This window comes from Nonomuraea mangrovi (assembly GCF_042681425.1).
Classification (GTDB): Bacteria; Actinomycetota; Actinomycetes; order Streptosporangiales; family Streptosporangiaceae; genus Nonomuraea; species Nonomuraea mangrovi.
Genome location: NZ_JBHUFV010000039.1, coordinates 22740 through 44832 on the forward strand (window position 1 = coordinate 22740; position 22093 = coordinate 44832).

Consider the following 22093-nt stretch of genomic DNA (forward strand, 5'->3'; position numbering starts at 1 on the left):
TCCTGTCATGGTCGACTTCGACGACCTGGCGGTGAGGGTCGCCGCGCTGCTCGACGGCTTCACCGCCGACCTCGAACCGCCCCGCCCGCCGTACCTGATCCGCGCGGGACGGCGCCCGTCTCGTCCTCCGTCCCGCGCAGCGCGCCCCGGAGCGGGCGTGGGTGATCGCCGGCTATCCGAACGGGGACGTCTCCCTTGGCCTGCCCCGGCACCAGATCACGGTGGCCGCGGCTCGTGGCCCTTCGGCGCTGGCCGCTGAGATCTCCCGGCGACTTCTGCCAGGCTATGAGAGAGACTTGGTGATCGTCCGCCAACGTCAGACGCGGGCTGCCGCCGAGCGTGTCGGCCGTGCCCAGCTCATCGCCAGGCTGGTCGAGACGCTCCCCGGGGCCCGGGTCGAGGAGCACGACCGGCGAGCTTCCGTCCACTGGTACGGCGATGGTGTGAGCTGCACGATCTCCACTTACGGAGATGGGGGTAGCTGCCGCATCGAGATGAACGGGATCCGCTCCAACACGGCCGAGCGGTACGGGATCAGTAAATGTCGGTGTCCGTCCATAAGATCACCGGTCATGACAGAGATCAGCGCCGAGGCGTGGACGACGACGGTGGGCCTGTGGGTTCACTATGGACAGGCCTATCTCATCGATGACATCGACGATGCGGAGGGCCCGGCAGACTTGACCGACGACCACCCGGAGCATCCTGTTGGGATCATCAGGGTTGGTGACGATTACGCTTTCCTGGTCACCGGTACACACACCGGAACGGTCAGCTTCTCCATTGCCGTGGCTGCGTCAGAGCCTGCCGCAGATCTGGATGGGTACGAGGACGTTGTGGAAGTCAGCTTCGAGTCGGAGGGTGGCAGTGTCTCCCTACATGAATGGGGTGGCGGGAACGTCCACGAAATTCCGGAGCTGCCCGCCGGTCCTGGTTGGTACCGTCTGCGCTACCACGCTGCCGGGATGGACCACGGGCATGAGGGCAATGAGGACGGGCCGGCGCCGGACCGGTATCTGCTGCAGATCTGGCCTGCCGGGGAGTCTGACCCAGTCGTGGTCAAGAGCACGAGCAGCATGCACCGGTACTGGATGACCGCTGGATAGCCGTACCTGAACGAGGGGGAGCGAGATGAACGCGGAGACAGCGGACTTGCTCTTCGACGTGGTCAGACGGCTGGAGAAAGGCATCGTGGCCCGTGATTGCCCGGTGATCGTCGCAGTGGAGGGCGCGCGCAAGCTGGTGCTCAGCGACTACGACTATCTGCGCGACCGGGATACCGCGATCACGTTCGAGCATCGAGCAGCGGCCAAGGGCAGGGAGATCGGCGCGGTCCGGTGGGTGCTTGCCGTACCGCAGGTGTGGTTCTTCGAGCCGCCGAGCACGGTCAGCGTGCGGGCGGTGTCAAACCATCCGCTGCGTGAGGGTGAGCAGGAAGCGATCACCTGGATGAGCTTTGACCTGGCGGACGGTGTCGACTACGGACGGGTGGCCTACGCGCGGCGTCCCAGCGGGGAGCCGGTCTTCGAGGAGCCGGAGATCTTCGATGTGGGCATCAGCCCCAGGCCGGAGGCGCCAGGGTACGCCCTGCTTCAGGCATTCGTCCAGGACGAAACGGAGCCGACTCCCGGAGGAGCCGGCTCCTGACCCTTCCAACTTGCCTTTGAGAGAAGAAAAGGTGGAGACGGGTCACTTCGAATCGTAGGTCAGCGGGAATGCTTGCGGCGATTAGGGCCGACTCCAAGATCACGGAGAATAGTCCCTGATCGAACGACCCCACGAACCCGGTGGGGCCTTCGTGCGTCAAACCACGCGTGATCATGATTCTTGCAGTGTCGCTCGCCCTTGCCCCCGTCCAGATCCCCAAGAACTTCCTGCTGAGCGAGAAGGCCGCTCGTACACCCCAGTCGGACGAGGTCAGAGCCGAGGAGCGGTGGGAGATCAGTGACAAGCTGAACAAGCCCTTGTTGGGGAATCCATGTGGGCGCAAGGGTGCCACGACGGCGGACCGGTCGGCCGTGCGCACGATTGTCCACCACACCAGTGCCCCTTCGTACTCCGGCGAGCAACTCGTGATCTATCGGAGCACCAAGGCGGCCAAGAAGGCCATGAGCAAGCTGTTCGCCGACGCCGGGCAATGCGCAACCCAACCGGACGGCAAACCGTACAGCTGGACCGGCGAAGGGAAAACCCGGTGGGTGGTGAGCCGCACGCGATTGGCGCACGAGGCTGCACTGATGCGCATGATGATGTACGACAAGCTCAACAAGGAATGGTCTCCCCTGTTGTCGGGCCTCGTGGCGCGCAAGGGTCGTGCGCTGATGATCCACATCGGCGATCAGGAAGCCCTCGGCTATGAGCGGAAGCAAACCGTCAAGACCCTGCGTAGCACTGCCATCAAAATGGCGGCGAAGGTATGCGCGCTGCCCGGAGTCTGCTGATCCAGAAAGCTGGCATAGCGTCCGATCGCGCGGTGTCACTTGACATCAACTTCGCTGCGCTCTTCGCCGGGCGGGGTCGGTGTGAAGCGATCCAGCGTAGATCCGCTGCTGGCAGCCGTTGTAGAGCGCTGTGCGTTCGAAGGCCAGCCCGATCTTCTCCGCGACGCGTTGGGACGGCCGGTTGTCTGGGTTGATGATGGCGATGAGCTGGTCCAGACCGAGGACGTCGCGGGCGTGATCGCGGCAGGCATGGGCTGCCTCGGTGGCGTAGCCCTTGTTCTGCAGGTGGGTGCGGAGAAGGTAGCCGACCTCGACATGGACGGTGCCTTCGACGTTCTGGGGCGTGAGACCGCAGTTGCCGGCGAATTCGCCGGTGTCGCGCAGCGTGAGCAGCCACAGGCCGTGGCCATGCTCGCGATAGAGACGCTGGTTCCATTCGATCCAGCGGGCCGCCTGCTCTCTGCTCATCGGCGCCGGGTAGTAGCGCATGACCTCGGGATCGCCGAGGAGCGCCGCCATGTCGTCGAGGTCGGCCGGGGTCATCTCCTGGAAAGACAGGCGCTTGGTGGGGGCAGGAATCGCCATCGGGGCTCCTCTGTCAGCGCGTGCGTCATTACCCGGCCGCGGGCAGCCGGGTAACAACAGTGGCGGGGGTGAGCTGCAAGGATGGCTTTTCGCGGGGTGGAGAACAAGACTGTTTCTGCGCCGAGGCCTGTGGGATCATGGGCGTAGGCGTTACTTGGGGCTTGGTCGGATGGCGATCGAGTAGCCGGCTCTGTCGATGGGGTCCACTCGGACGACCGCGCCTGTGTGCGGGGCGTTGACCATCTCCTTGGCGTTGATCGCCAGACCCACGTGATCGGGCCCGGAGCGGGAGGAGTCGGTCTCGTAGAAGACCAGGTCGCCGGGCTGGATACTTGAGCGGGGAACCTTGCGCCCAGCTCGCACCTGTTCGTATGTGGTGCTACCGATGCCACGGCCCGCCTTCGCCCAGGCATATTCGGTGAGGCCGGAGCAGTCGAAGCCTTCGATGCCGGCGCCGCGGCCGATGCCGTAGGACGGACCGGACGGGCCCCCACCACCCCAGCTGTACGGCACGCCCTTCTGGGACAGGGCGGCGCGAACGGCGGTCAGCGCTTTGCCGACTGCGGTCGGGAGCTCCTTGGCGCTCTCTTCGGGCAGGTTGTCGATGGTGCCGAGCGCTGCGGACAGCTCGGCGCAAAGTTGCTTGGTCAGGGTGTCGACCAGCTCCGCTGCTTCCCGCCTGTTGGTTTCGGCGGCGGGATCGTCGATGGAGATTCCCCGGCGGAGTCCTGCGGCAAGGTCGTCGATCAAGGCCTGCTTGGGGATGCCGAGAGAGGCGGCTGCTTCGATGCTGTCCTGGATCGTCTTCTTCTCGTGTGCCGACAGCTTGGGCACGTCGGTTGGCTGTCCCGTGGGTGGTCTCCCACGGGCGGTGCTCCTTGCTTGCGGCGTGGCGTCGATGGCGGCGACGATCCGCGCCGCGCGGTCTTCGTGCTTGGCGTAGGCGTCGGGGAAGGCCGAGTGCTGCACGGCTTGGGCGGCTTCGGTGAGGGGGCGGGTGTCCCAGTCGCGCACCTTGATGAGGCGGTTGTAGAAGGTGCGGGCGGCGTAGGCGGTGTCGGTGACCTGGGCGCGGGTACCCCAGCCGTGTTGCGGGTGCTGCTGGAAGACGCCGTGGGCCTGGCCGTTGTCGCCGGCGACTCCATCGCGGAGATTCGACTCCTGGAGGGCGGTGGCAATCCCGATGACCGCCGCGCGCTCGGGTAGGCCGAGTTCTGCGGCGGTGTCGATGATGGTCTTGGCGTTGGCGGACTGTTCGCGGGTGAGGCCGAGGCGCTTGATGGGGTGGATCCGTTCGGCAGGCCGTACGTCAGAGGAAGGGACGTAGGCGCAGACGGCGGCGGCGCGCTGGTCGGGCTGGGCGGTGATCGCGGCGTGCTGGGCGCCGCCGGCCATTCCGGCGAGCAGAGCGACGCCGGAGACGAGGCCGCCGCCGGTGGCGAGGAGTTTGGCGAGGCCGAGTTCGGCGATCATCGGGTGGTTACCTCCGGCGTGGTGCGGCCGAGGTGGGGCCAGTGGTGAGCGAGCTCGGCCAGGCACAGCCGGGGGCCGGTGGATTCGAGGGGGAGCCAGATCGGTCCGGCGGGGCTGTCTTCGGCGGTGCGGGTGGCGGTGGCGACGGGGGCGAGGTCGGCGCGCAGGCGGGTGCGGAGGTTGGTCTCGCGGCGGGGGCTGTGCAGGGAGTACAGGACCGGGGTGACGATCGTGGCGGCCAGGGCGAGCGCGGCGTAGCCGTTGAGCTTGGCGGAGACCCGGTCCAGGGGCTCGGTCCCGTTGTCGTATTCGAGGAAGAAATCCAGGGCCAAACTGTTTTCGCTCCACCGGCCGTAGCCGTCGGGGCGGGCGGATTCGCCCCACATGGCGGTGCAGCTTTGTTCGGGCCACCATTTGAGCAGTTCGGCGTCTGCGCTGTGGCGTGAGTGCCAGGCCAGGTCGGCGAAGAAGGTGTTGACGCCGACGTGGTGACCGAGCCGCTGGTTGTGAGCGATGGCCAGGACACGGTCGCGGCGGTAGCCAAAGGTGGCGTAGTCGACGCCGTCCTCGGCGGCCAGGACGGCGGCTCCGGCGGCGCCGAGCACGTAGTGGTACGGCGCGGCGCCGCTGCCGATCGGCTGGTTGGGGCGGAAACGCTCCAGCACGCCCATGTGGGTGAGGATGAGCAGCCGCTTGCGGGTGGCGGCGTCTGTGTCGAAGTAGAGGCGCTGAATGTGGTGGGAGGTGAGCACGCGATGGGTCCATACGGCGCGCAGGATTCTGCGGTCACGGGGCGTGAGCCGTACGGCCAGCGAGGTCAGGACGGCGGCGCTGAAGCGGGGTGGTGTCACGGGTGTTCTCCTTCGTGGTCGAGCCGGGGGTCTTCCGGCTTGGGGATGGCGGGTACGGCGTTGCGGCCGTGGATACGTGCTGCGCTCGCCCGGATCTGGAGGGCGCCGTCGGGTGACGGTTCGGGCAGGGGGCGGGTGCGCAGGGTGAACGGGGGCGTTTCGGCGGAGCGGACCACCAGGCGGGCGGCGGCTTGGAAGGCGTCGAAGTTGGCCAGGTCATGTGCGGTCAGGTGCGGGGTGAAGTGGTGTTCGACCTCGCGGGCGTCGCCGGGCGAGAGCGAGAAGTAGATCTTGTTGCGGGCGTCGGAGGAGACGGCTTGGCGCAGGTCGCGCGGGAGCTGGGCGAGGTGCTGGTGCGCGAGGACGAGGGAGATGCGGTAGGCGCGGGCCTCGGCGAGCATGTCGCTCAGCGCGTGCGGGAGGGTGAGGAAGTTGTGCGCCTCGTCCACGTAGAGGGCGGCGTGGCCGCGGGTGCGGCCGAGTTTGGCGCGGCGGGAGGCGGCTTGCCATACCTGGGCGAGGATGACCGAGCCGAGCAGGCGGGCGGTGTCGTCGCCGAGGACGCCCTTGGGCAGGCGGACCAGCAGGATGCCGCCGTCGAGAATGTCATCCAGGTCGAAGGTGGAGGTGGCTGAGCCGAGGATGTCGCGGACGAACGGCCGGAGGAGGAAGGCGCGCAGCTTGTTCATGATGGGGCGGTGACGGTGGCCTGGGAGGGTTCGGGTAGGGCCTCGTACCAGTTCCAGAAGCCGCGCAGGATGGGGTCGCCGATCGCGGCGACTACTCGGTTACGTAGCAGCGGATTGGTGAGCAGAGCGGGGATGTCGGCGAGGGTGCCGCCGGCGTGGGCGAGGGTGAGGGCGCAGCCGCGCAGGATGTCGTCGGTGCGGGGTCCCCAATAGTCGGCGTAGATCTTGTGGAAGATGCCGACGAGGTTGTCGACGGTCATGTCCACCTCGCCGCCGCCGAGCGCGTTGAGCGAGGGCTTGGGATGGGGGTCGTCGGGGTCGATCAGGACGACCTTGTGCGCCTTGTCGGCAGGGATGAGACCGAGCAGATCGCGGACCAGGTCGCCCTTGGCCTCGATGACGACGGTGCCGCGTCCGGCTTCGATGTCGGACAGGATCATCTGGGCGAGCAGGGTGGACTTGCCGGTGCCGTTGGGGCCGAGGACGTGGACATGGTGGCAGGAGTCGGCCACGCGCAGCGCGACCGGGCGGGGGTGTCCGGCGTCGGCGTAGCCGAGGACCTTTCCGGTGCGGGAGATCTGCGGGGAGGGCGGTACTGCATGCGCTCCGGCGCGGACCAGACCGGGGATGGCGGCGTCGAGCGGCAGGTGGGCGAGCGCGGCGAGTTCGGGGACCGACAGCAGGAATCCGCGGCCGAGCCGTCGCGTGGCCAGGTGATGGGCCGGGCGTAGGAGGCGGCGCCGTTCGAGCCGGTTGTGGCCGGAGTAGAGCGCGAAGGCCGAGGCGATCGCGTGAGCACGGCCGCGGTTGGTGTGGGCGCGGGCGTCTCCCGCCGGGGCGTCGGCGTGTACGGCGTAGCGGACGGCGACCTCGTAGCGGGGGTGGTGGGTCTTGTCGCGCATGGCACGGGCTTCGGCGGACTCCTCCAGCCGGGTCACGCGCTCATGCGACGTGCGACGGGCGCCGGGTCCTGGGGCGATGAAGTCCAGGACGGCCCGCGTCAGCCGTACCAAGCCGCTCGATGTGAGGGACAGACGGTGGCCGGTGACGGGGCGGGCGAGGATCTGGACGGCGGCGCGTTGGCAGGTCGGCAGGCCGACGGCGGCTCCGACCAGGGCGCGTAGCGGGTCGGAGCGGTGGTCGTGCTTGAGCGGGAGACGTTCGTCACGAGCCAGGGCGAACTGTCCGCCGATCGCCTGGCCGGTCAGGGGAACGGGCGGGGTGACATCGGCGACAGTGGTGCGGGCCGATGGCCAGGCGGCCTCGATCGCGTGCTCGACCAGCCGCCGGGGGACTACGCCGGGCACCCACAGGCGGATGCGGACACCGGCGGCGGTGAAGAGGTACTCGAAGGCCAGGTGGGGCTGGCCAAGCAGGGTGCGTTTCCAGGCGGGGTGCAACAGGCCGACCAGGTTGCCCCACAGCGCCTCCGCGCCGGGCAGGTCGGCGACGGGCGGGGCGAGGATCTCCACGCACCGGGCGGCGCGGGTCAGGCGCGCGTGGCGTAGCCGTACGAGCATCAGCCTGGCCAGGAGGAACGCCAGCTCTCCGCCGATAGCCCAGATGGCCAGGGTCCAGGCGTGGGCGATGAGCCATACCCAAGCGGCGTCGAGGAAGGCGTCGGGGTCGTCGAGGAAGTCGTAGATCACGGGGCTTCACCAGCCCGGCGTCGGCGGGTGAGGATGGGGGCATGCCGCGCATCGAGACGCCTTGGGGCGTATGGGAACCGGCTCCACTGGCCGAGGTCGTCGAGCTGTTCCGGAGGCTGGACGTGCCGTGGTGGGTGAGCGGCGGATATGCGATCGAGCTGGCTGTGGGCCGCGCCTACCGGGAGCACGCGGACGTGGACATCTCCGTGTTGCGCCGGGATCAGCTGGCTGTACGTCGCCTGCTGGCCGGGTGGGACGTGCACGTGGCCGACCCGCCTGGCACGCTGCGGCCGTGGCCGGTGGACGAGGTCCTGCCGGTGGAGGCGCACGACATCTGGGTGCGCGAGCACGTCGATGGGCCGTGGCGGTTCCAGCTCATGGTGGACGAGGCGGAGGAAGGCGAGTGGATCTACCGGCGGGACGCGCGGATCCGCCGCCCGATCGCATCGGTAGGGGTCGCCCATGACGGCTTTGTCCGGCTGACGCCGGAAGTCCAGTTGCTGTTCAAGGCCAAGGGCCGGCGTCCCAAGGACGAGCAGGACTTCACCGAAATGCTCCCGCTGCTGACCGAGGCGCAGCGGGTTTGGCTGGATGAGGCGCTGGAGATCGAGTTCGGCACGCATCCCTGGCGTGACCGGTTGCGCAGGGAGTAGGCGGTGGACTGGAACAGCCCCGGGGAGCTCATGGGGTGCGACGACCCGGTTGAGGTAGATGCCGGATTTGACCGCGGTGACCCGCTGATCGGGGTCGCGGTGATCGGGCTGGCGCTCAACGTGCTCGACCCGAGCGCGGTCGCCCCGCGTCTGCATCGCGCCATGCGAAATCTCGATTCTCAGGTCCGCTACAGCGGCGCTTTGTCCGTGGGGCACATGGCCCGGCTCAACGGCAGTGTGGACGGCACCTCGCTCATGCTGCTGCGAGAGCTTCTGGGGGATCCGGAGGTTGGTGGAACTGCCGAGGACGCGCTGGAAGACGTCTGGATCTACGTGAAGCGGTCTACGCTGCCCGGGTGGCTGCGGCGGAGAGTGGGACTGGCGCGCCTCAGGGGAAAGCTGGATCTGTACCGGTGGCTTCTCGTGGAGGGTCGGCGCGAACGTAGGAACCGGTCTCAAAGGTCCGCCTCCTCGTAGTCGAGGAGTTCCTGGGGACTCGAGGTCACGGTCGAGTGCTCCCAGGGGCTGCTGATCACCTGGAAGGCGACACGCTGCTGGCCAGCTGCGAGCAGGCCCATGCCGCGTTCGGCGGAGAGCAGGAGTTGGCGTTCGCCGTCGGACAGGCGGAAGGCGTCGGTGACCTTGTCGATGGCCTGCGGTGCCTGTCTGAGCAGGATCTGGGTTGTGGAGTTGGCAATGACGGCCTGGCCCATGTCGGAGCCGAGGAGGTCGGCGGCGTCCTGGGTGATCACGCTCAGGCCGGCCCAGTGCTTGCGGGCGGCTTTGGCCATGCGCAGCAGGAACCTGGCGCCCTCGGGGTCCTTCATGAGCAGCCAGGCCTCGTCGACGACGACCAGGCGGGGGCGGCGGCTGTTCGGGTCGCTGACGCGACGCCAGACGGTGTCCAAGGTCAGCAGGGTGCCGACGGTCTTGAGCTCCTCGGGCAGGTCGCGCAGGGAGAAGACGATCAGATGGGAGTCGGGACGGGTACTGGTGTGACCGTCGAAGAGCTGGCGATGGCTGCCGCTGACGTACGGCGCGAGCCCTGCGGCCAGCTCCTTGCCCTGCGGATCGTCGGTGAGCACTTTGGCCAGGTCGTGAAGGGAGGGCGGGCGGCGTTTCCAGGTGCGCGGCTCGCTGGTGATCCCGGCCTGTTTGTAGGTGGCGAGAATGGCGCGGTCGAGGATGGCCTTGGCTGCGTTGTTCAGCGGTTCGCCGAGAATGACGGCGATCAGGGTGTGCAGGAACAGAGCGCGCCGGGTGAGCGGATCGTCGCCTGGCTTGGATCTGGGTGGCAGGTCGAAGGGGTTGAGCCGGACGCCCGGGGCGCCGAGGTGGAGGTAGGCGCCGCCGACCGCCGAGGCGAGGCGGGCGTATTCGTCCTCGGGATCGATGACGGCGACCTCGACTCCGGCATACAGGGACCGGAGCGCTTCGAGTTTGGCGAGGTAGGACTTGCCGGCGCCGCTGCTGGCCAGGATGACGGAGTTGTGGTTGGGCTGTTCGAACCGGTCCCAGGCGACCAGCGAGGCCGACGACAGGTTGGCGCCGTAGAGGACCGCGGTGGGGCCGAGATCGGCGGTGAGGTCCGGCGACGTAAAGGGGAAGGCGGCGGCGAGCGCCGGGGTGTCGAAGGTGCGGCGCATGGCCAGGTTGTCGTAGGCCAGCGGCAATGAAGAGATCCAGCCCTGGAGCTGGCGGTAGGTGACCTGGCGGGCGTCCAGCAGCAGCGAGGCGGCGAGCGCGCGGACCTGGGCGCAGGCGTCGTCCAATTCGGTGGCGGACGTGGCGTGGACGGTCAGGTAGATCGAGGCGCGGAACAGCTTGGCCTGCCCGCGGGCGATCCGTGAGGCCAGGTCCTGGGCATCCTCGGCGGCGGCCTCAGTGCCGGGATCGAGGAGCCGCCCGTGCTGGTGGTCGTTGCGCAGGCCGGATTCCAGCCGGGCGAGTTGTTTGCGGAGCCGTTCGGAGGCGATCAGTGAGGGGATCGGCTCGATGTGAACCGACACGTCCAGGCGGCATGGGTAGGTGAGCAGGGGTTCGAGCCAGCCGGGGCTGACCTCGCGGGGGAACCCGGTGATGGCCAGGGTGGCGCAGACGCTTCCGGCGATCTGGAGGCGGCGGGGTTCGACTTCGACGGCGTCGGGGCCGAATCCGCTGGTGGCGGGAGCCGTACGGCGGAAGGGGTGTCTCACCAGCGGCCTCCGATCACGTCGTCAGGGAGCGCGAAGTCGTCGCCGAGGGGCGGTGCGGTGGGGTCGAAGCAGGCGTGGAGCAGGCCGGTGACGCCTGGCGGGTCGAGGAGCTTGATGGTCAAGCCGCAGGCGCCCAGCACGCGGGAGGCCTCATCCAGGCGTCGCAGGGCACGGGAGGCGGCAGCCGTACGGCCCTGTGAACCGACGATCGGCTCGCGGATGATGAGCAGGACCTGCCGTCTGAGCAGGTCGTGGCGGGCGGAGAGGTTGGCCAGGAAGGCGGCGTGCTCGCGGGCCGCATGGGCGAGTGCCGGGTGCGGGAGCTGGGGTGCGCTGCGGTGCAGGTCGGCGATGGTGTCGGAGAGGTTGACCCGTTCGGCGCGGACCAGGATCTGGATCGGGCCGGACAGCGCGTTGAGGCAGCGGCCGAAGACGGCGACGAGGGAGTCCTGCTCCTCCGGTGTCCGCAGGGCGAAGCTGACGGTGGAGACCTCGGCGACGGCGGCGACGCCGTCCGGGCCCAGATCGATCAGTCCGTCCTGGCCGACGCCGCGGGCGGGCAGCTTGAGCGGGGCTGGCAGCGGCCCCGTAGAAGCGGCGATCCAGGCAGGGGCGGCGGGGATGTCCTCGGCGGTGGCGACCAGGTGCTTGGGGGCGTGCCGGTGGCGCAGGGCGAAGAGCAGATAGCGGTCCAGGGGGATGCCGTCGTGCTGGACGATCGCGAGCAGGATGCCGGCCAGGCCCACCGGTACGGCGAAGGCGGCGAAAGCCCAGAGGGGCATGTGTTCGCCGAAGGTCAGGTAGGCCCCGTATAGGAGGGCGCCGGTGCCGCCGAAGACGAGGACCTGGCGGGCGGTGAAACCGGCGATGATCTTGTCTGGGGCTTCCACATTGGCGGGGATGCGCACGGCGTCGGTCCAGGTCATCGGCCGTCATCTCCTCGAGGTCTGCGGGTACGGCGGCGCGGCGGCGTCCACATGGGTGTTCCGGGGTTCTCCGGCCATTCGGAGGTGCCGGGGATGGGCGCGTTCGGCGCGACGATCGGACGTACGGCTGGTCGTGGGGGTGGTTCGATGGCGCGTCCTTGTGCCTGGGCTCGCAGTTGCTGCATCTGGCCGAGCCCGGCAGGTCCTGCGGCGTAGTAGGTCTCGCGCGGGTAGCCGTACACCGGTTGGGTGGCGGGCACGGGTCCTGGCGGCCGTGGGGTCGGCCGGTACTTGCCGGCGACGGTAAGACCTGTGGGTGCGTGCTTGACCGGCATGAGCTCCCAGTCCTGCTCGCGTGGCGGACGGCGGGCGCCGACGGGGGCGTGCTTGACCGGTCCTGGGCCGCCGACGGCAGCACTGGCAGCGGTACCGGCAACCGAGGTGGCAGCGGCGGCACCGGTCAGCGCGGCGGCAGCCGGAGCGGCAGGGCCGGCGGCAAGGGCGGGCAGCACTCTGCCCGCCACCGCCTTGGCCGCGGCAGCCTTGCCGCCGCTTCCTCCGCCCCGGCCGCCGCCCCCGCCACCCCGGCCTCCGGCTCCTCCGCCCCGGCCGAGGTGGAGGGCCCGCAGGACGGGGGAGGTGAGCTTGTAGGCGAGGGCGTACTTGACCATCCGGCCGATCGCCGAGCCCCTGCTGGGCAGGAACACGGCGCGGGAGACCCAACCGGGGATGCGGACCAGGATGACCAGCAGACAGAGGGCGAGCAGCAGGTTGTAGAGCTGCCCGGCAGGGTGGAGCCCGGCGGCCTCGCGACCGTCCTGGTTGAAGAAGATCCGTACCGCTGTGACGAGGGTGAGGGACTGGGCGACCTGGATGAGCAAAAGTCCGGAGAAGGCCCTCCACCACAGCCGGGTCAGCCCGTCGGTCTGCGGCAGGGCCAGGCAGGCCAGCGCCAGCGGCGCCGCGATCACCAGCAGGGTCGTCATCGCGAGGCGGAAGACGAAGGTGATGAGCAGGAGCACCAGCAGGACGACCGCGACCAGGCCGAGCAGGGTGTAAAAGATCTGGTTGTCGCTGGTCGGCAGGATCATGTAGCGGATGGAGTTGGAGGCGCGCTTGGCATCGAAATCCTGGCCGAGCAGGGCGGAAGAGACGCTGTTGGCAAGGTCGATGAGCTGGCTGGTGAGGAAGAAGCTGAAGTTGACCAGCCCGAAGGCGACCGCCAGGCGAGGGGCGATTTCCTTGAAGGCGTGTCGGGTCTGGACGGTCTCATGCCCCATGACCAGGATCCCGGCGAGCACGACCAGCAGGACGAAGGCGGCGTTGGCGATCGCGGCGGTGGCCTGCCACAGGTCCTGGATGCGAGCCTGACCGGACACGCTCGGGGTGGACAGCACGGTGCCGGCCAGCAGTTCCAGCAATGGCTTGATGGACAGGGCGACCAGGTTCGCGAACCAGGTGTTGATCTGTCCGGTGATCCAGCCGCCGACGCCGACGTTCACGCCGGTCGACGGCAACTGGCTGTCGGGAGAGGGCGACGGGCTGGGAGCAGGGTCGGCCCAAGCGACAGGGGCGGCAACGGTCAGCGCGGCGATGAGGAAAACGGCACCGGCAGCGAGGCGGAAGGCCGTTGCCGCAGTGGAGGACGGGCGCGGCAGCGATGCGGCGGTAGTCATGGCAGTCACCCGCCGACCACGTTCTTCAGCACGTTGACGAACAGCGGCGCGAGTACGGCAAGGGCGTAGCCGAACGCGGCGGCCTTCAGGGCGGTCTTTGCCTTCTGCACCTCGCCGGGGTCGCCGCCCGCTACCAGATAGCGCAGCCCGCCGATGGTGAGCATCAGCGTGGCCAGGGTGGCCAGCAGGCCGATCAGCCAGTTCCGGAGATTGTCGAAGACCTTACCGAGGTCGCTCGGTACGGCCATAGCCTGCGGCGGTGAGCCGGTCTCGGCAAGTGCGGCGCTTGCCGCAACGGCAAGGAGAGTGGCAAGGAGCAGCAGCACCGCCAGCACCCGGCAGAGGTGCCACGTCCATCGTCGGCACCCGCGCCCGCTGTTCGTGCCGGGTTCAGCCGGGCGGCTGCCGGTACCGTCGGGGTAAGACGGAGGAGCAGGCGTTGCCGTACCGTCCGGCAGGTCCAGCGCCGGAGCGTCCTGTGGCAGCCGTGCCATACCGGCTGCCGCCGATCGTCGCCGGGCGGAGGTCCGCGCGGAGCCGGGTGTGGTGCCCCGGCCTCCCTTCGTGACATCGAGCTTGGATGGGATATCTGAGGAATCCCGGCTCCACGCGGAAATCTGTGCCTCTACCTCTCTAGTGCAGGCAAAGGTGATCGTTAGGGGCAGCCCGGCGCTGACGTCTCCGGCCTCGACCGCGGCACACAGCACCGGCTCGGCCCGTTGCCGCCGCTTCTTGGCAGCCTCCTCGCTCAGCCCGAGCTCGGCTGCCGCATCGGCGAGGGTGCGCTGCTCCAGCCGGGTACGGCCGATCAGCTCGGCGTCCAGCTCGCCGACCACGCCCTTGGCCACCGCGTCGAACAGCACGAAATCCGGGTGGCCCCAGGGTGGGCGGGGTGGCACCGACACCGTCACCGGCAATGGCCTTCCGGAGGTGGACTCGGCCAGCTTGCGGGCGCGTTCCCCGGCGCGGCGGGCCTCGTTGCACAGCCGCGGCCGGACGTTCGGCACATCGAGATCGATAGTGCGGAGAGCTTCGACGAACCGGGTCAGCACCTCGTTGTCGATGTCGGCGGGGTCTCCGGCGAGGTAGCCGCCGGTGATGCGTCCGGCGATGCCGCGCAGTGCGGGCAGTGCCACGCCGACCGCGCCGATCAGCCACATCGCGCCGAGGAGGCGGGCGCGCCGTATCGGCTCCCGCCAGACCGCGTCCCGCGCGGCGTCGCTCACGGCGCGTCGGGTCAGCACGGTGCGCAGTTCGGCCAGCGGGATGGGGCGCTGCGGCAGGTCCGGCGCGAGTGCGGCGCCGTCCAGGGTCAGTCCGTACGGCTCGCCGGCCACCAGCTGGAAGATGTGCTCGGCGGCGTCCATGGGCGAACGGTGGTGAATCTCGGACTCCATCGGAAGCCTCCAAAGGCGCGAGGAATTTCCTTTCTCGCCTCCGGTGTAGAAAGCCGCTCAGGCAAATCGCTGGCGTGTCCGCTGGCACCTTCAAGCGAGTTTTCCCGGCCAAGTTGCCAGCAGTGTTGCCGCAGCTAAAGCGCTAGTTGCCAGTGCTCCTGCCTGCGGTTTGCCAGTCGGCGGTTTTCCACTGAGGGCATCTGAGGAAATCGCCCCCACCCGCCATGAACCGAATCCGGTACGGCGCCTCCGAGGAAACCTCCGGAAAAGCGCTGACGGTCGTTCCGATCACGTTGCAGACCGCTCGGGCGTTCATCGCCTGGTCCCACCGACACCTGATGCCGCCGCAGGGCGCCAAGTACGCCATCGGCCTCAACTCCGACACCACGCTGGTTGGCGTCGTCGTCGCCGGACGTCCCGTCGCCCGCGTCTTCGACGACGGGCTGACCATCGAGGTCACCCGCCTGTCCACCGACGGCACCCCGAACGCCTGCTCCGCCCTGCTCGGGGCGGCCTGGCGGGCCGCCCACGCCATGGGCTACCGCCGTCTGATCACCTACACCCTGGCCGACGAGCCCGGCACGAGCCTGCGCGCCGCTGGCCTGCGCCGGATCGCCGACCGTCCCGCACGCTCCGGCTGGGACACCCCCAGTAGACGTAGGACCGCCCGCGGCGCCGACGGCGTGGACCGCGTCCTGTGGGAGATCACCCGGCAGGCCCGGTCATGACCGCCCGCCCGGCACTGCGCGTGCTCTCCCTCGGTGCCGGAGTGCAGTCCAGCACCCTGCTCCTGCTCGCCATCGAGCGCGCCATTCCTCGCTTCGACACCGCGATCTTCGCCGACACCCGGTGGGAGCCTGCGGAGGTCTACGCCCACCTCGATCGGCTGGACAAACTCGCCACCGACGCGGGCATGCCGATCCGCCGCGTCTCTAGCGGAGATCTGCGCCGGGACGCGCTGGACCCAGAGCACCGCTTCGTGTCCATGCCGCTGTTCGTCCTCGGCCAGGACGGATCCAGAGGGATGCTGCGCCGGCAGTGCACTCAGGAGTACAAGATCGCCTGTCTCAAGGCCGAAGCCCGCCGCCTGCTCGGCTATCCACACCCGGCCCGCGTCCCCAAGGACGTCTACGCCGAGCAGGCCATTGGCATCAGCGTCGATGAGTTCCACCGCGCCAAGGACGCCACCGTCGGCTACCTGCGCAACATCTTCCCGCTGCTGGATCTCGGCTGGAGCCGGGCCGACTGCCGTGCCTACCTGACCAGCAAGGGCTTCGCCGATACCCCGCGCTCGGCGTGCGTCGGCTGTCCTTACCACCGCGACAGCGAATGGCTCCATCTGCGCGACACCGACCCCGACGGCTGGGCCGAAGCCGTCGCCTTCGACGAAGCCATCCGCCATGGCCATCCCCGAGCCCCAGGGATCGGCGCCACCTACTACCTGCACCGCTCCCGTCGCCCCCTCGCAGAGACCGATCTCAAACCCGGCCTAACCGAGGACGACCACGTAGAGGGTTGCTCCCCGTGGTCATGCCGCTCCACCGCAGGGGAGGCGGATCAGTGACTCAGCACTTGCCGGAAGCGCTCGCAGATTTCAACGACAGCAGCCTCGTCAGGCAGTGTCCCTTCGCTGAACATGGCCATCTGCAGGGCCGGACCATACGCCCCGAACCGGTCCATGTCGGCTTTGGATGCGGGCTGGACCACAAAGTGAATGTGGCAGGGCCGCGCTTCGGCGTGGGACCACAGGCACACGTAGACCTGCTCCGGGCTGATCACCTCAGTGATCGTGGCCGATACCTGGCGCAGCAGCGGTCCCAGCTCGACGCTCTCCGCCTCGGTGAGGTCCGCGACATGCTCAACGTGCCGGACCGGCTTGACGATCAAGGTGCCCAGCCCCAGCGGGCCGACGCAGTGCTCCACCACCCAACAGCCGGTCTGGAGGATTCGTCCTCCCGGCAGCGGGCGCGTTCCAGACGTCAGATCACAGGCCATACAGATCACGGCAGCATCCTCGCAGGCATCGCCCTGCCCGTGCTGTTCGCGTGCACGATGGTCGCGGCCAACCTGCTCAGTACCTCCCTGACCGTTCCGGTCGGCTTCGGCCTGACCGCGCCCGGCGGTGTCTATCTGGCCGGTCTGCTGTTCGCCCTCCGCGACGTGATCCACGAACGATCTGGCCCTCTCACCGTGCTGTACGCGCTGTTCGCCGGTCTCGTCCTGTCTGGGCTGCTCGGCTCGGGCCGGGTCGCCGCAGCCAGCGTGGCCGCCGTCACCCTCGCCGAACTGATCGATACCGCCGTCTATGTCTGCACCCGCAGTCATGGCGTGATTACCGCCGTGGTGGCCTCCAACACAACGGCGCTGCTCGCCGACACCGTGGTCTTCCTCCACATCGCCTTCGGCTCCCTCGCCATGGCCCCCGGACAGATCGTCGGCAAGAGCTGGATGACCGTGCTCGCCGTCCTGATCGTCGTCGCGGTCCGCCGGAGGTGGTCGCGATGAGGTTCTACCTCGGCACCCACCAGCCCAACTGGCTCGCCCGCATCCCCGATGTCCCGCTCATGCTCTCCCACCGGCGTCTCGCCTCGATGCGCCGTCTCCCGATCGCCGTAAGCCGCTGGGCGCTGGATTCCGGCGGCTTCACCGAACTGTCCCTTCACGGCGGCTGGACTACCGACCCTGTCGTGTACGGCATCGCGGTACGCCGCTATCAGCAGGAGATCGGCAACCTCGACTGGGCCGCACCCCAGGACTGGATGTGCGAACCGCAAATGCTCCGCCGTACCGGCCGTTCCGTCGGCGAACACCAGCGCCTCACGGTTCAGAACTACCTGCGGCTCCGCGAGCAGAGCGTGCCGGTCATCCCGGTGCTGCAGGGCTGGCGTTTGGCCGACTACCTACATTGCGTCGACCTGTACGGCAAGGCGGGCGTGGATCTGACGGCAGTTCCACTGGTCGGGGTGGGAAGCGTCTGCCGTCGCCAGCACACCGGCGAAATCGCGGAGATCACCTCCACCTTGGCCGATCAGGGGCTCGCTTTGCACGGCTTCGGCGTCAAGACCAGTGGGCTGGGCCGCTACGGTGACGCCCTCGCCTCGGCCGATTCCATGGCCTGGAGCCTGCGGGGCCGCTACCTGCCCGGCTGCACCCCCAGCCACAAGAGCGAATCCAACTGCCTGACCTTCGCCCTCACCTGGCGGAGCCGCCTTCTGCAGGAGGCGGGTCAGCGATGACTACCCTCTGCGAGCAGGAGCGCCATGGCGCTGACGACGTCCGCGACCGTGTGATCGGGCTTGAGCCCCTCGACTGTCCACGGCAGACCACGATCGATCCAGACCGTGGACAGTCCCGCCCGGCACCCGCCGACGATGTCCTTCTCAGGGTCGTCGCCGATCACCCAGCCTCCCTCGCTGAGCTGTGCGCCGCAGCGAGCTGCCGCGATCTCGAACAGTCGGATGTCGGGCTTACGGACACCCTCGGCGTCGGAGATCGCCCACCCATCCACATGCTCGGCAAGACCGGTCCGCTGGATCTTGCCCTTCTGGTTGTCGGCCATCCCGTTGGTCACGATGGCGACCTGCCAGCCGACCGCGCGCAGCCGGTCGAGAGCGGCCAGCACCTCATACGGGCAGACGACCAGCTCCGGCAGCCTCGCCCGATAGGTCGCCCACAACTGCCCGACAGGCTCGGCCAAGCCGAACCGCTCGCGTACGGCGGCGAAGAAGGTGTCCATCGGCAGCGCCCCATCATCATCGAGGCGGATCATCCAGGCCGCGTCCTGGTCGCGCAACCCCCGCTGCTCGACGAACTCGCCCACCCAGCGGCGAAACGCGTCCAGCCGATCGATGAGCGTGTTGTCCAGGTCGAAGAGCGCCAGCTTCTGCACGAGTACCCACCCTATGGCGATCTTCCCGAATACGCCCGCCCTTGGATCGGCTCGATGTGCACCGGGTTCGGCGGGCTCGACCTGGCCGTCATGGGCGTCTACGGCGCTCGCCTGGCGTGGTGCGCCGACAACGACCCGCACGCAGCGGAGATCCTCGATGCCCGCTTTCCGACCGTCCCGAATCTTGGCGATCTGACCACCGTGGACTGGAGCGCCATACCGCGCGTGGACATCGTCACCGCCGGATTCCCCTGCACCGACATCAGCTACGCCGGCCGCGGCGCCGGACTCACAAAGGAGACCCGCAGTGGACTCTGGTTCACCATCGCCGACGCCCTTCGCGTCCTACGACCTGGCCTCGTCATCCTGGAGAACGTCGCCGCCCTCCGCAGAAGGGGACTCGACCGTGTACTCGGGGACCTGGCCGCCCTCGGGTATAACACGGCATGGACATGCCTACGCGCCAGCGACGTGGGAGCTCCCCACCGCCGCGAGCGTCTGTTCATCCTCGCCGTCGCTGCTGCCGACCCCCGCAGCGTGCAATCCCAACGACGGGGAACGCCTGGAGTCCTGGCTGGACCGGCGCACCCGGCAGAAGCCCGGCCGGGCCATGCCGTTGGCGATCGCGATCAAACTCCTCCCGCCCACCCCGAAAGCCTCGGACGGGAGCAAGGGCTATCCGACGCTGCCCGGCACCGTGACCAGGATTGGGGCCCCTACGAGCCAGCCCTCCGGCGATGGGAAGCCATCCTCGGCCGACTCGCCCCCAACCCCACCGAACTCGGAACTCGAGGCCAGCCCAGACTCGCCGCGATCTTCGTAGAGTGGCTCCTCGGTCTGCCCGAGGGCCATGTCACCGCGGTCCCCGGTCTTTCCCGCACGGCCCAACTCAAGGTTTTGGGCAACGGCGTCGTCCCTCAGCAGGCCGCACTCGCCCTCAGGATTCTCACCGACCGTTTGGGCGGTGAGTCGTGAAGCAGGAATCGTGCTGGTGGAGCTATGCCGCATGCGTCGGGGCTAATCCCGATCTCTTCTATCCGCCGCAAGGCGGTTCCTCAACCGAAGCGATCACCATCTGCCGCGCCTGCCTGGTGAGGACCGAATGCCTGATCCACTGCCTCATCCATGGCGAGATCTACGGAATCTGGGGCGGCACCACCGAAGCCAAACGGCGCGACATCCGGCGGGCGGTGACTCGGTGTCCGTAGCCGAGAACGACCCTCCCACCAGGCCACATTTCCCCTCCCAGGGACCTCTCAAGCCACAGCCCCCTCCCTACGCTCAACAAGAGGAGGCCGAACCACTCGGAATCGAGATCGAGCTCGTCCCACTCCGCGGGGCGGACGGACGGTCGCTGCGTGCGACGCAGGCGAGCGTGATCCACGAACTGCTGTGCTGGTTCGCCGCACATGACACCGACGAGGAGAACGATGAGCAGATGGGGATCGGGAGGCGGCCAGGACCCGTTTGACGGTCTCCGAGTCGCCTGGTGCGGCCGGACCTCGACCGAGGACCTGCAGGACCCCACCCTTTCCCTGCCCCGACAGCTCGACAACAGCCGGGCGGCCCTGCCGCTCGGCGCCGTCATCGTCGCCCACTTCTACGACATCGAGTCCGGCCGCAAGAACCTCGAAGACCGCGGGTACGGCACCGCCCACGAACACTTCACCATCCCCATCCCGCGCGACGGCGGCATCCAGGACCTGCTGGCTGAAGCGGCCCGGGACAACCGGCGCTTCGACGCGGTGATCTGCGAGTCGATCGACCGGATCTCCCGTCGCACCTTCTACGGCACCAAGATCGAACACGACCTGGAGCAACTCGGCGTCGCACTCTTCGCGGCTGACGAGCCCATCACCCTGAACGGCAAGCGGGCCACGGCGATCCTCACCCGCCGCGTCAAGCAGGGCATCGCCGAGTGGTACGCGGTGCAGATGATGGAGGCTTCCTGGGACGGTCTGCGCACCCATACCCAGCAGGGTTGGAACGTCGGCCGTCCGCCGTATGGTTATCTTCCCGACAAGGTGCCGCACCCGGTTCCCGCGAAGGCGGCCGACGGCAGGTGCAAGACCAGGCTCGTCCCTGACCCGGTTCGCGGCCCGGCCATCACGCAGATCTTCGCGTGGCGCGTGACCGAGCGCCTGGGCTACGGCGACATCGCCGATCGGCTCAATGCCGACCGCGAGCGCTATCCACCGCCGGAGTCGCTGAACCCGAACTTCCGAGGCCGCAATGCCTGGTGCCGTTCAGGAATCAGGGAGATGCTGCTCAACCCCAAATACACCGGTTACATGGTGTGGAACCGCAAGGCGACCACCAGCCGTCGGGGGAGCAGCCGCAGCATGCTCAACCCGCCCAGCGCCTGGGTCTGGTCCACGCATCCCACCCACGAGCCACTGGTCACCAGAGAGACGTACGAGGCTGCCCAGAAGGTCGGGCGCACACGAAACACCTCCCGCGCCGGCTCGGATGTCAACAGCCACCCGCGGACCCGCCACACCTATCTCCTGCGTTCGTTCGTGTTCTGCGAGCTGTGTGGCCTCCGGATGAACGGCCAGACCGAGACCCGGCGGAAGGTTGGGGAGTACGCCTACCACTTCTGTCAGCCCAGCATCAATAACAAGGGCAGGGAAGACCGCTTCCCCGATCACCCCAAGGTCGTACGAGTGCGTGAAGACACTCTCATCGCCGCCGTTCACGACCTGTTCCAGCGCCGAATCTTCGGCCCGCACCGTCACGAACTGCTCGCCGCAGAACTCCCTGTGAGCAGCGACAAGGCGGAACAAGAGTGGGAGTCCCGCTGCAAGGCGCTGAAGAGGAGCGTCGCGGACATCGTCAGGAAGCAAGACCGCCTCATCGCTCAGATCGAGGACAACGACGCCGATCCCGAGTTCTCACGCCGCCTGCAAACGCGCTTCTCTGAGCTGGAGAACAACCGCCGAGCCAAGTCTCATGAGCTCGCCGAGGTCCAGGCGGACCCGCCCGCCCGAGACCATCAGGTCGAGCTGCTTCACATGATCCCCCTGCTCCAGACCAGGCTCGCCGACCTCCCCGTTGCCCTGCAGCGCAAGCTCTTCGCGGCCTTTCACCTGGAGATCCGCTACGACCACAGGATCCGGATCGCCCTGATCAGAGTCACCCTCGACGCCGAAACCATCGAAGGAGTCGCCGCTATGGCAGAACACGTCCCTGACAACGAAAACAGCCGCCCGCTGGATGCGGGCGGCTGTGCCGAAGTTTTGCTACGTGCCCCCGGCATGATTCGAACATGCGACACCCGCTTTAGGAGAGCGGAGACCAATCCGTCTCCTGGGGCAGCTTGACCTGGGAAAACAGCCTACGCGCCGCGGGGGACGCGCAAGATCATCCCGTACATATCCCCGGCCTCGATCGTGAGAGCAACCATGGCACCTGATGGCAAGCCGACCCTGAGCGCAAGGTCCGCCAGGCAACTGTAGGTGACAGAAGCGGCGCGGCCGGAATCCAGTCAGGCATATGTCCCGAATTTCCGATTTAGGGCAAATTTAGGCACTGTGCATTGAACGGATGTAGCTTGTAGCGTTCCAGGCACGCGGAGGACAAAAGCCCTCCGAAATCGCGGGATTCTGCCTACAACCGCCCGTTCGATTTGTAGATTTCCAGTACGAGGTTGTGACCATCGACCACGGC

At 68.2% G+C, this 22093-nt stretch carries 23 protein-coding genes, 1 tRNA gene and 1 pseudogene; 12 read left to right on the top strand and 13 right to left on the bottom strand.

All coding sequences use genetic code 11. The features are described from left to right. Positions 1–161 precede the first annotated feature (161 nt). The 3 genes from ACFSKW_RS26950 (at position 162) to ACFSKW_RS26960 (ending at position 2441) form a co-directional block, all read left to right on the top strand. Positions 162–1106 carry a hypothetical protein gene (locus ACFSKW_RS26950; RefSeq protein WP_379575236.1) on the top strand — a complete coding sequence of 315 codons (945 nt, stop codon included), beginning with the start codon at positions 162–164 and terminating at the stop codon, positions 1104–1106. A gap of 25 nt (positions 1107–1131) precedes the next feature. Continuing rightward, complete coding sequence (locus ACFSKW_RS26955) at positions 1132–1647, top strand: hypothetical protein (protein WP_379575237.1); 516 nt, start codon at positions 1132–1134, stop codon at positions 1645–1647. A gap of 185 nt (positions 1648–1832) precedes the next feature. Continuing rightward, positions 1833–2441, top strand: a complete 609-nt coding sequence (locus tag ACFSKW_RS26960) for a hypothetical protein (protein ID WP_379575238.1) — start codon at positions 1833–1835, stop codon at positions 2439–2441. Positions 2442–2486: 45 nt separating this feature from the next. On the opposite strand, the gene ACFSKW_RS26965 is transcribed toward ACFSKW_RS26960, so the two are convergent. The 5 genes from ACFSKW_RS26965 to ACFSKW_RS26985 all read right to left on the bottom strand — a co-directional run bounded on the left by ACFSKW_RS26965 (position 2487) and on the right by ACFSKW_RS26985 (position 7688). Further along, positions 2487–3026, bottom strand: a complete 540-nt coding sequence (locus ACFSKW_RS26965) for a GNAT family N-acetyltransferase (RefSeq protein ID WP_379575239.1) — start codon at positions 3024–3026, stop codon at positions 2487–2489. Between the two features lie 150 nt (positions 3027–3176). Continuing rightward, on the bottom strand, positions 3177–4499 hold the full coding sequence (locus tag ACFSKW_RS26970) for a C40 family peptidase (protein WP_379575240.1): 1323 nt from the start codon (positions 4497–4499) through the stop codon (positions 3177–3179). Continuing rightward, the gene (locus tag ACFSKW_RS26975) at positions 4496–5350 is read right to left on the bottom strand and encodes a replication-relaxation family protein (protein ID WP_379575241.1); all 855 of its coding nucleotides are present in this window, start codon (positions 5348–5350) and stop codon (positions 4496–4498) included. Before ACFSKW_RS26975 ends, ACFSKW_RS26970 begins: the two co-directional genes overlap by 4 nt. After that, positions 5347–6039: a TraM recognition domain-containing protein gene (locus ACFSKW_RS26980; protein WP_379575242.1), complete on the bottom strand. Its 693-nt coding sequence runs from the start codon at positions 6037–6039 to the stop codon at positions 5347–5349. Before ACFSKW_RS26980 ends, ACFSKW_RS26975 begins: the two co-directional genes overlap by 4 nt. Further along, entirely contained in the window at positions 6036–7688 is a 1653-nt protein-coding gene (locus tag ACFSKW_RS26985; RefSeq protein WP_379575243.1) for a DUF8128 domain-containing protein, read from the bottom strand. The genes ACFSKW_RS26980 and ACFSKW_RS26985 overlap by 4 nt, the downstream gene beginning before the upstream one ends. 41 nt (positions 7689–7729) lie before the next feature. On the opposite strand from ACFSKW_RS26985, the gene ACFSKW_RS26990 reads away from it, so the two are divergent. Both ACFSKW_RS26990 and ACFSKW_RS26995 read left to right on the top strand, forming a co-directional pair. Then, positions 7730–8341, top strand: coding sequence for a nucleotidyltransferase domain-containing protein (locus ACFSKW_RS26990; RefSeq protein ID WP_379575244.1), 612 nt, complete (start codon positions 7730–7732; stop codon positions 8339–8341). A gap of 3 nt (positions 8342–8344) precedes the next feature. Further along, entirely contained in the window at positions 8345–8818 is a 474-nt protein-coding gene (locus ACFSKW_RS26995; protein ID WP_379575245.1) for a hypothetical protein, read from the top strand. Here the strand turns inward: ACFSKW_RS26995 and ACFSKW_RS27000 are convergent. The 4 genes from ACFSKW_RS27000 to ACFSKW_RS27015 are packed head-to-tail and all read right to left on the bottom strand — an operon-like array spanning position 8797 to position 14505. Further along, complete coding sequence (locus ACFSKW_RS27000; protein WP_379575246.1) at positions 8797–10536, bottom strand: VirB4 family type IV secretion system protein; 1740 nt, start codon at positions 10534–10536, stop codon at positions 8797–8799. The two genes, ACFSKW_RS26995 and ACFSKW_RS27000, sit on opposite strands and share 22 nt — an antisense overlap. After that, positions 10533–11462 (bottom strand): PrgI family protein, encoded by a 930-nt coding sequence (locus ACFSKW_RS27005; protein WP_379575247.1) that lies wholly within the window; start codon positions 11460–11462, stop codon positions 10533–10535. Before ACFSKW_RS27005 ends, ACFSKW_RS27000 begins: the two co-directional genes overlap by 4 nt. Continuing rightward, positions 11459–13138 (bottom strand): conjugal transfer protein TrbL family protein, encoded by a 1680-nt coding sequence (locus ACFSKW_RS27010; protein WP_379575248.1) that lies wholly within the window; start codon positions 13136–13138, stop codon positions 11459–11461. The genes ACFSKW_RS27005 and ACFSKW_RS27010 overlap by 4 nt, the downstream gene beginning before the upstream one ends. Before the next feature lie 5 nt (positions 13139–13143). Then, entirely contained in the window at positions 13144–14505 is a 1362-nt protein-coding gene (locus tag ACFSKW_RS27015) for an RNA polymerase sigma factor (protein WP_379575249.1), read from the bottom strand. 254 nt (positions 14506–14759) lie between these two features. Here ACFSKW_RS27015 and ACFSKW_RS27020 point away from each other — a divergent pair, with 254 nt between their 5' ends. After that, positions 14760–15263, top strand: coding sequence for an XF1762 family protein (locus tag ACFSKW_RS27020; RefSeq protein WP_379575250.1), 504 nt, complete (start codon positions 14760–14762; stop codon positions 15261–15263). Further along, positions 15260–16099, top strand: a complete 840-nt coding sequence (locus ACFSKW_RS27025) for a hypothetical protein (RefSeq protein WP_379575251.1) — start codon at positions 15260–15262, stop codon at positions 16097–16099. The genes ACFSKW_RS27020 and ACFSKW_RS27025 overlap by 4 nt, the downstream gene beginning before the upstream one ends. Here ACFSKW_RS27025 and ACFSKW_RS27030 read toward each other — a convergent pair. After that, the gene (locus ACFSKW_RS27030) at positions 16093–16422 is read right to left on the bottom strand and encodes a hypothetical protein (RefSeq protein ID WP_379575252.1); all 330 of its coding nucleotides are present in this window, start codon (positions 16420–16422) and stop codon (positions 16093–16095) included. The two genes, ACFSKW_RS27025 and ACFSKW_RS27030, sit on opposite strands and share 7 nt — an antisense overlap. On the opposite strand from ACFSKW_RS27030, the gene ACFSKW_RS27035 reads away from it, so the two are divergent. Together ACFSKW_RS27035 and ACFSKW_RS27040 are read left to right on the top strand one after the other, a co-directional pair. Further along, entirely contained in the window at positions 16390–17040 is a 651-nt protein-coding gene (locus ACFSKW_RS27035) for a VUT family protein (RefSeq protein ID WP_379575253.1), read from the top strand. The genes ACFSKW_RS27030 and ACFSKW_RS27035 overlap by 33 nt on opposite strands. Next, positions 17037–17771: a deazapurine DNA modification protein DpdA family protein gene (locus tag ACFSKW_RS27040; protein ID WP_379575254.1), complete on the top strand. Its 735-nt coding sequence runs from the start codon at positions 17037–17039 to the stop codon at positions 17769–17771. The genes ACFSKW_RS27035 and ACFSKW_RS27040 overlap by 4 nt, the downstream gene beginning before the upstream one ends. Here the strand turns inward: ACFSKW_RS27040 and ACFSKW_RS27045 are convergent. Next, complete coding sequence (locus ACFSKW_RS27045) at positions 17762–18424, bottom strand: HAD family hydrolase (RefSeq protein WP_379575255.1); 663 nt, start codon at positions 18422–18424, stop codon at positions 17762–17764. The two genes, ACFSKW_RS27040 and ACFSKW_RS27045, sit on opposite strands and share 10 nt — an antisense overlap. Before the next feature lie 54 nt (positions 18425–18478). Between ACFSKW_RS27045 and ACFSKW_RS27050 the strand changes: the two genes are divergently transcribed. The 3 genes and pseudogenes from ACFSKW_RS27050 to ACFSKW_RS27060 all read left to right on the top strand — a co-directional run. Further along, positions 18479–19399, top strand: coding sequence for a DNA cytosine methyltransferase (locus ACFSKW_RS27050; RefSeq protein WP_379575256.1), 921 nt, complete (start codon positions 18479–18481; stop codon positions 19397–19399). Then, the gene (locus tag ACFSKW_RS27055) at positions 19396–19632 is read left to right on the top strand and encodes a WhiB family transcriptional regulator (protein WP_379575257.1); all 237 of its coding nucleotides are present in this window, start codon (positions 19396–19398) and stop codon (positions 19630–19632) included. The genes ACFSKW_RS27050 and ACFSKW_RS27055 overlap by 4 nt, the downstream gene beginning before the upstream one ends. Before the next feature lie 222 nt (positions 19633–19854). Then, positions 19855–20799, top strand: a pseudogene (locus ACFSKW_RS27060) (recombinase family protein); the annotation flags it as partial. Between the two features lie 519 nt (positions 20800–21318). Here the strand turns inward: ACFSKW_RS27060 and ACFSKW_RS27065 are convergent. Next, positions 21319–21609 carry a hypothetical protein gene (locus ACFSKW_RS27065; RefSeq protein WP_379575258.1) on the bottom strand — a complete coding sequence of 97 codons (291 nt, stop codon included), beginning with the start codon at positions 21607–21609 and terminating at the stop codon, positions 21319–21321. A gap of 62 nt (positions 21610–21671) precedes the next feature. Further along, positions 21672–21740 (bottom strand) — tRNA-Arg (locus ACFSKW_RS27070). Between the last annotated feature and the right edge of the window lie 353 nt (positions 21741–22093).

Bases quoted from the DNA above. Each gene is read 5' to 3' on its own strand.
- ACFSKW_RS26955 (WP_379575237.1), top strand. From the start codon at position 1,132: ATGAACGCGGAGACAGCGGACTTGCTCTTCGACGTGGTCAGACGGCTG.
- ACFSKW_RS26965 (WP_379575239.1), bottom strand. From the start codon at position 3,026: ATGGCGATTCCTGCCCCCACCAAGCGCCTGTCTTTCCAGGAGATGACC.
- ACFSKW_RS26970 (WP_379575240.1), bottom strand. From the start codon at position 4,499: ATGATCGCCGAACTCGGCCTCGCCAAACTCCTCGCCACCGGCGGCGGC.
- ACFSKW_RS26980 (WP_379575242.1), bottom strand. From the start codon at position 6,039: ATGAACAAGCTGCGCGCCTTCCTCCTCCGGCCGTTCGTCCGCGACATC.
- ACFSKW_RS26990 (WP_379575244.1), top strand. From the start codon at position 7,730: ATGCCGCGCATCGAGACGCCTTGGGGCGTATGGGAACCGGCTCCACTG.
- ACFSKW_RS27005 (WP_379575247.1), bottom strand. From the start codon at position 11,462: ATGACCTGGACCGACGCCGTGCGCATCCCCGCCAATGTGGAAGCCCCA.
- ACFSKW_RS27010 (WP_379575248.1), bottom strand. From the start codon at position 13,138: ATGACTACCGCCGCATCGCTGCCGCGCCCGTCCTCCACTGCGGCAACG.
- ACFSKW_RS27015 (WP_379575249.1), bottom strand. From the start codon at position 14,505: ATGGACGCCGCCGAGCACATCTTCCAGCTGGTGGCCGGCGAGCCGTAC.
- ACFSKW_RS27020 (WP_379575250.1), top strand. From the start codon at position 14,760: ATGAACCGAATCCGGTACGGCGCCTCCGAGGAAACCTCCGGAAAAGCG.
- ACFSKW_RS27025 (WP_379575251.1), top strand. From the start codon at position 15,260: ATGACCGCCCGCCCGGCACTGCGCGTGCTCTCCCTCGGTGCCGGAGTG.
- ACFSKW_RS27035 (WP_379575253.1), top strand. From the start codon at position 16,390: ATGCTCAACGTGCCGGACCGGCTTGACGATCAAGGTGCCCAGCCCCAG.
- ACFSKW_RS27040 (WP_379575254.1), top strand. From the start codon at position 17,037: ATGAGGTTCTACCTCGGCACCCACCAGCCCAACTGGCTCGCCCGCATC.
- ACFSKW_RS27050 (WP_379575256.1), top strand. From the start codon at position 18,479: ATGTGCACCGGGTTCGGCGGGCTCGACCTGGCCGTCATGGGCGTCTAC.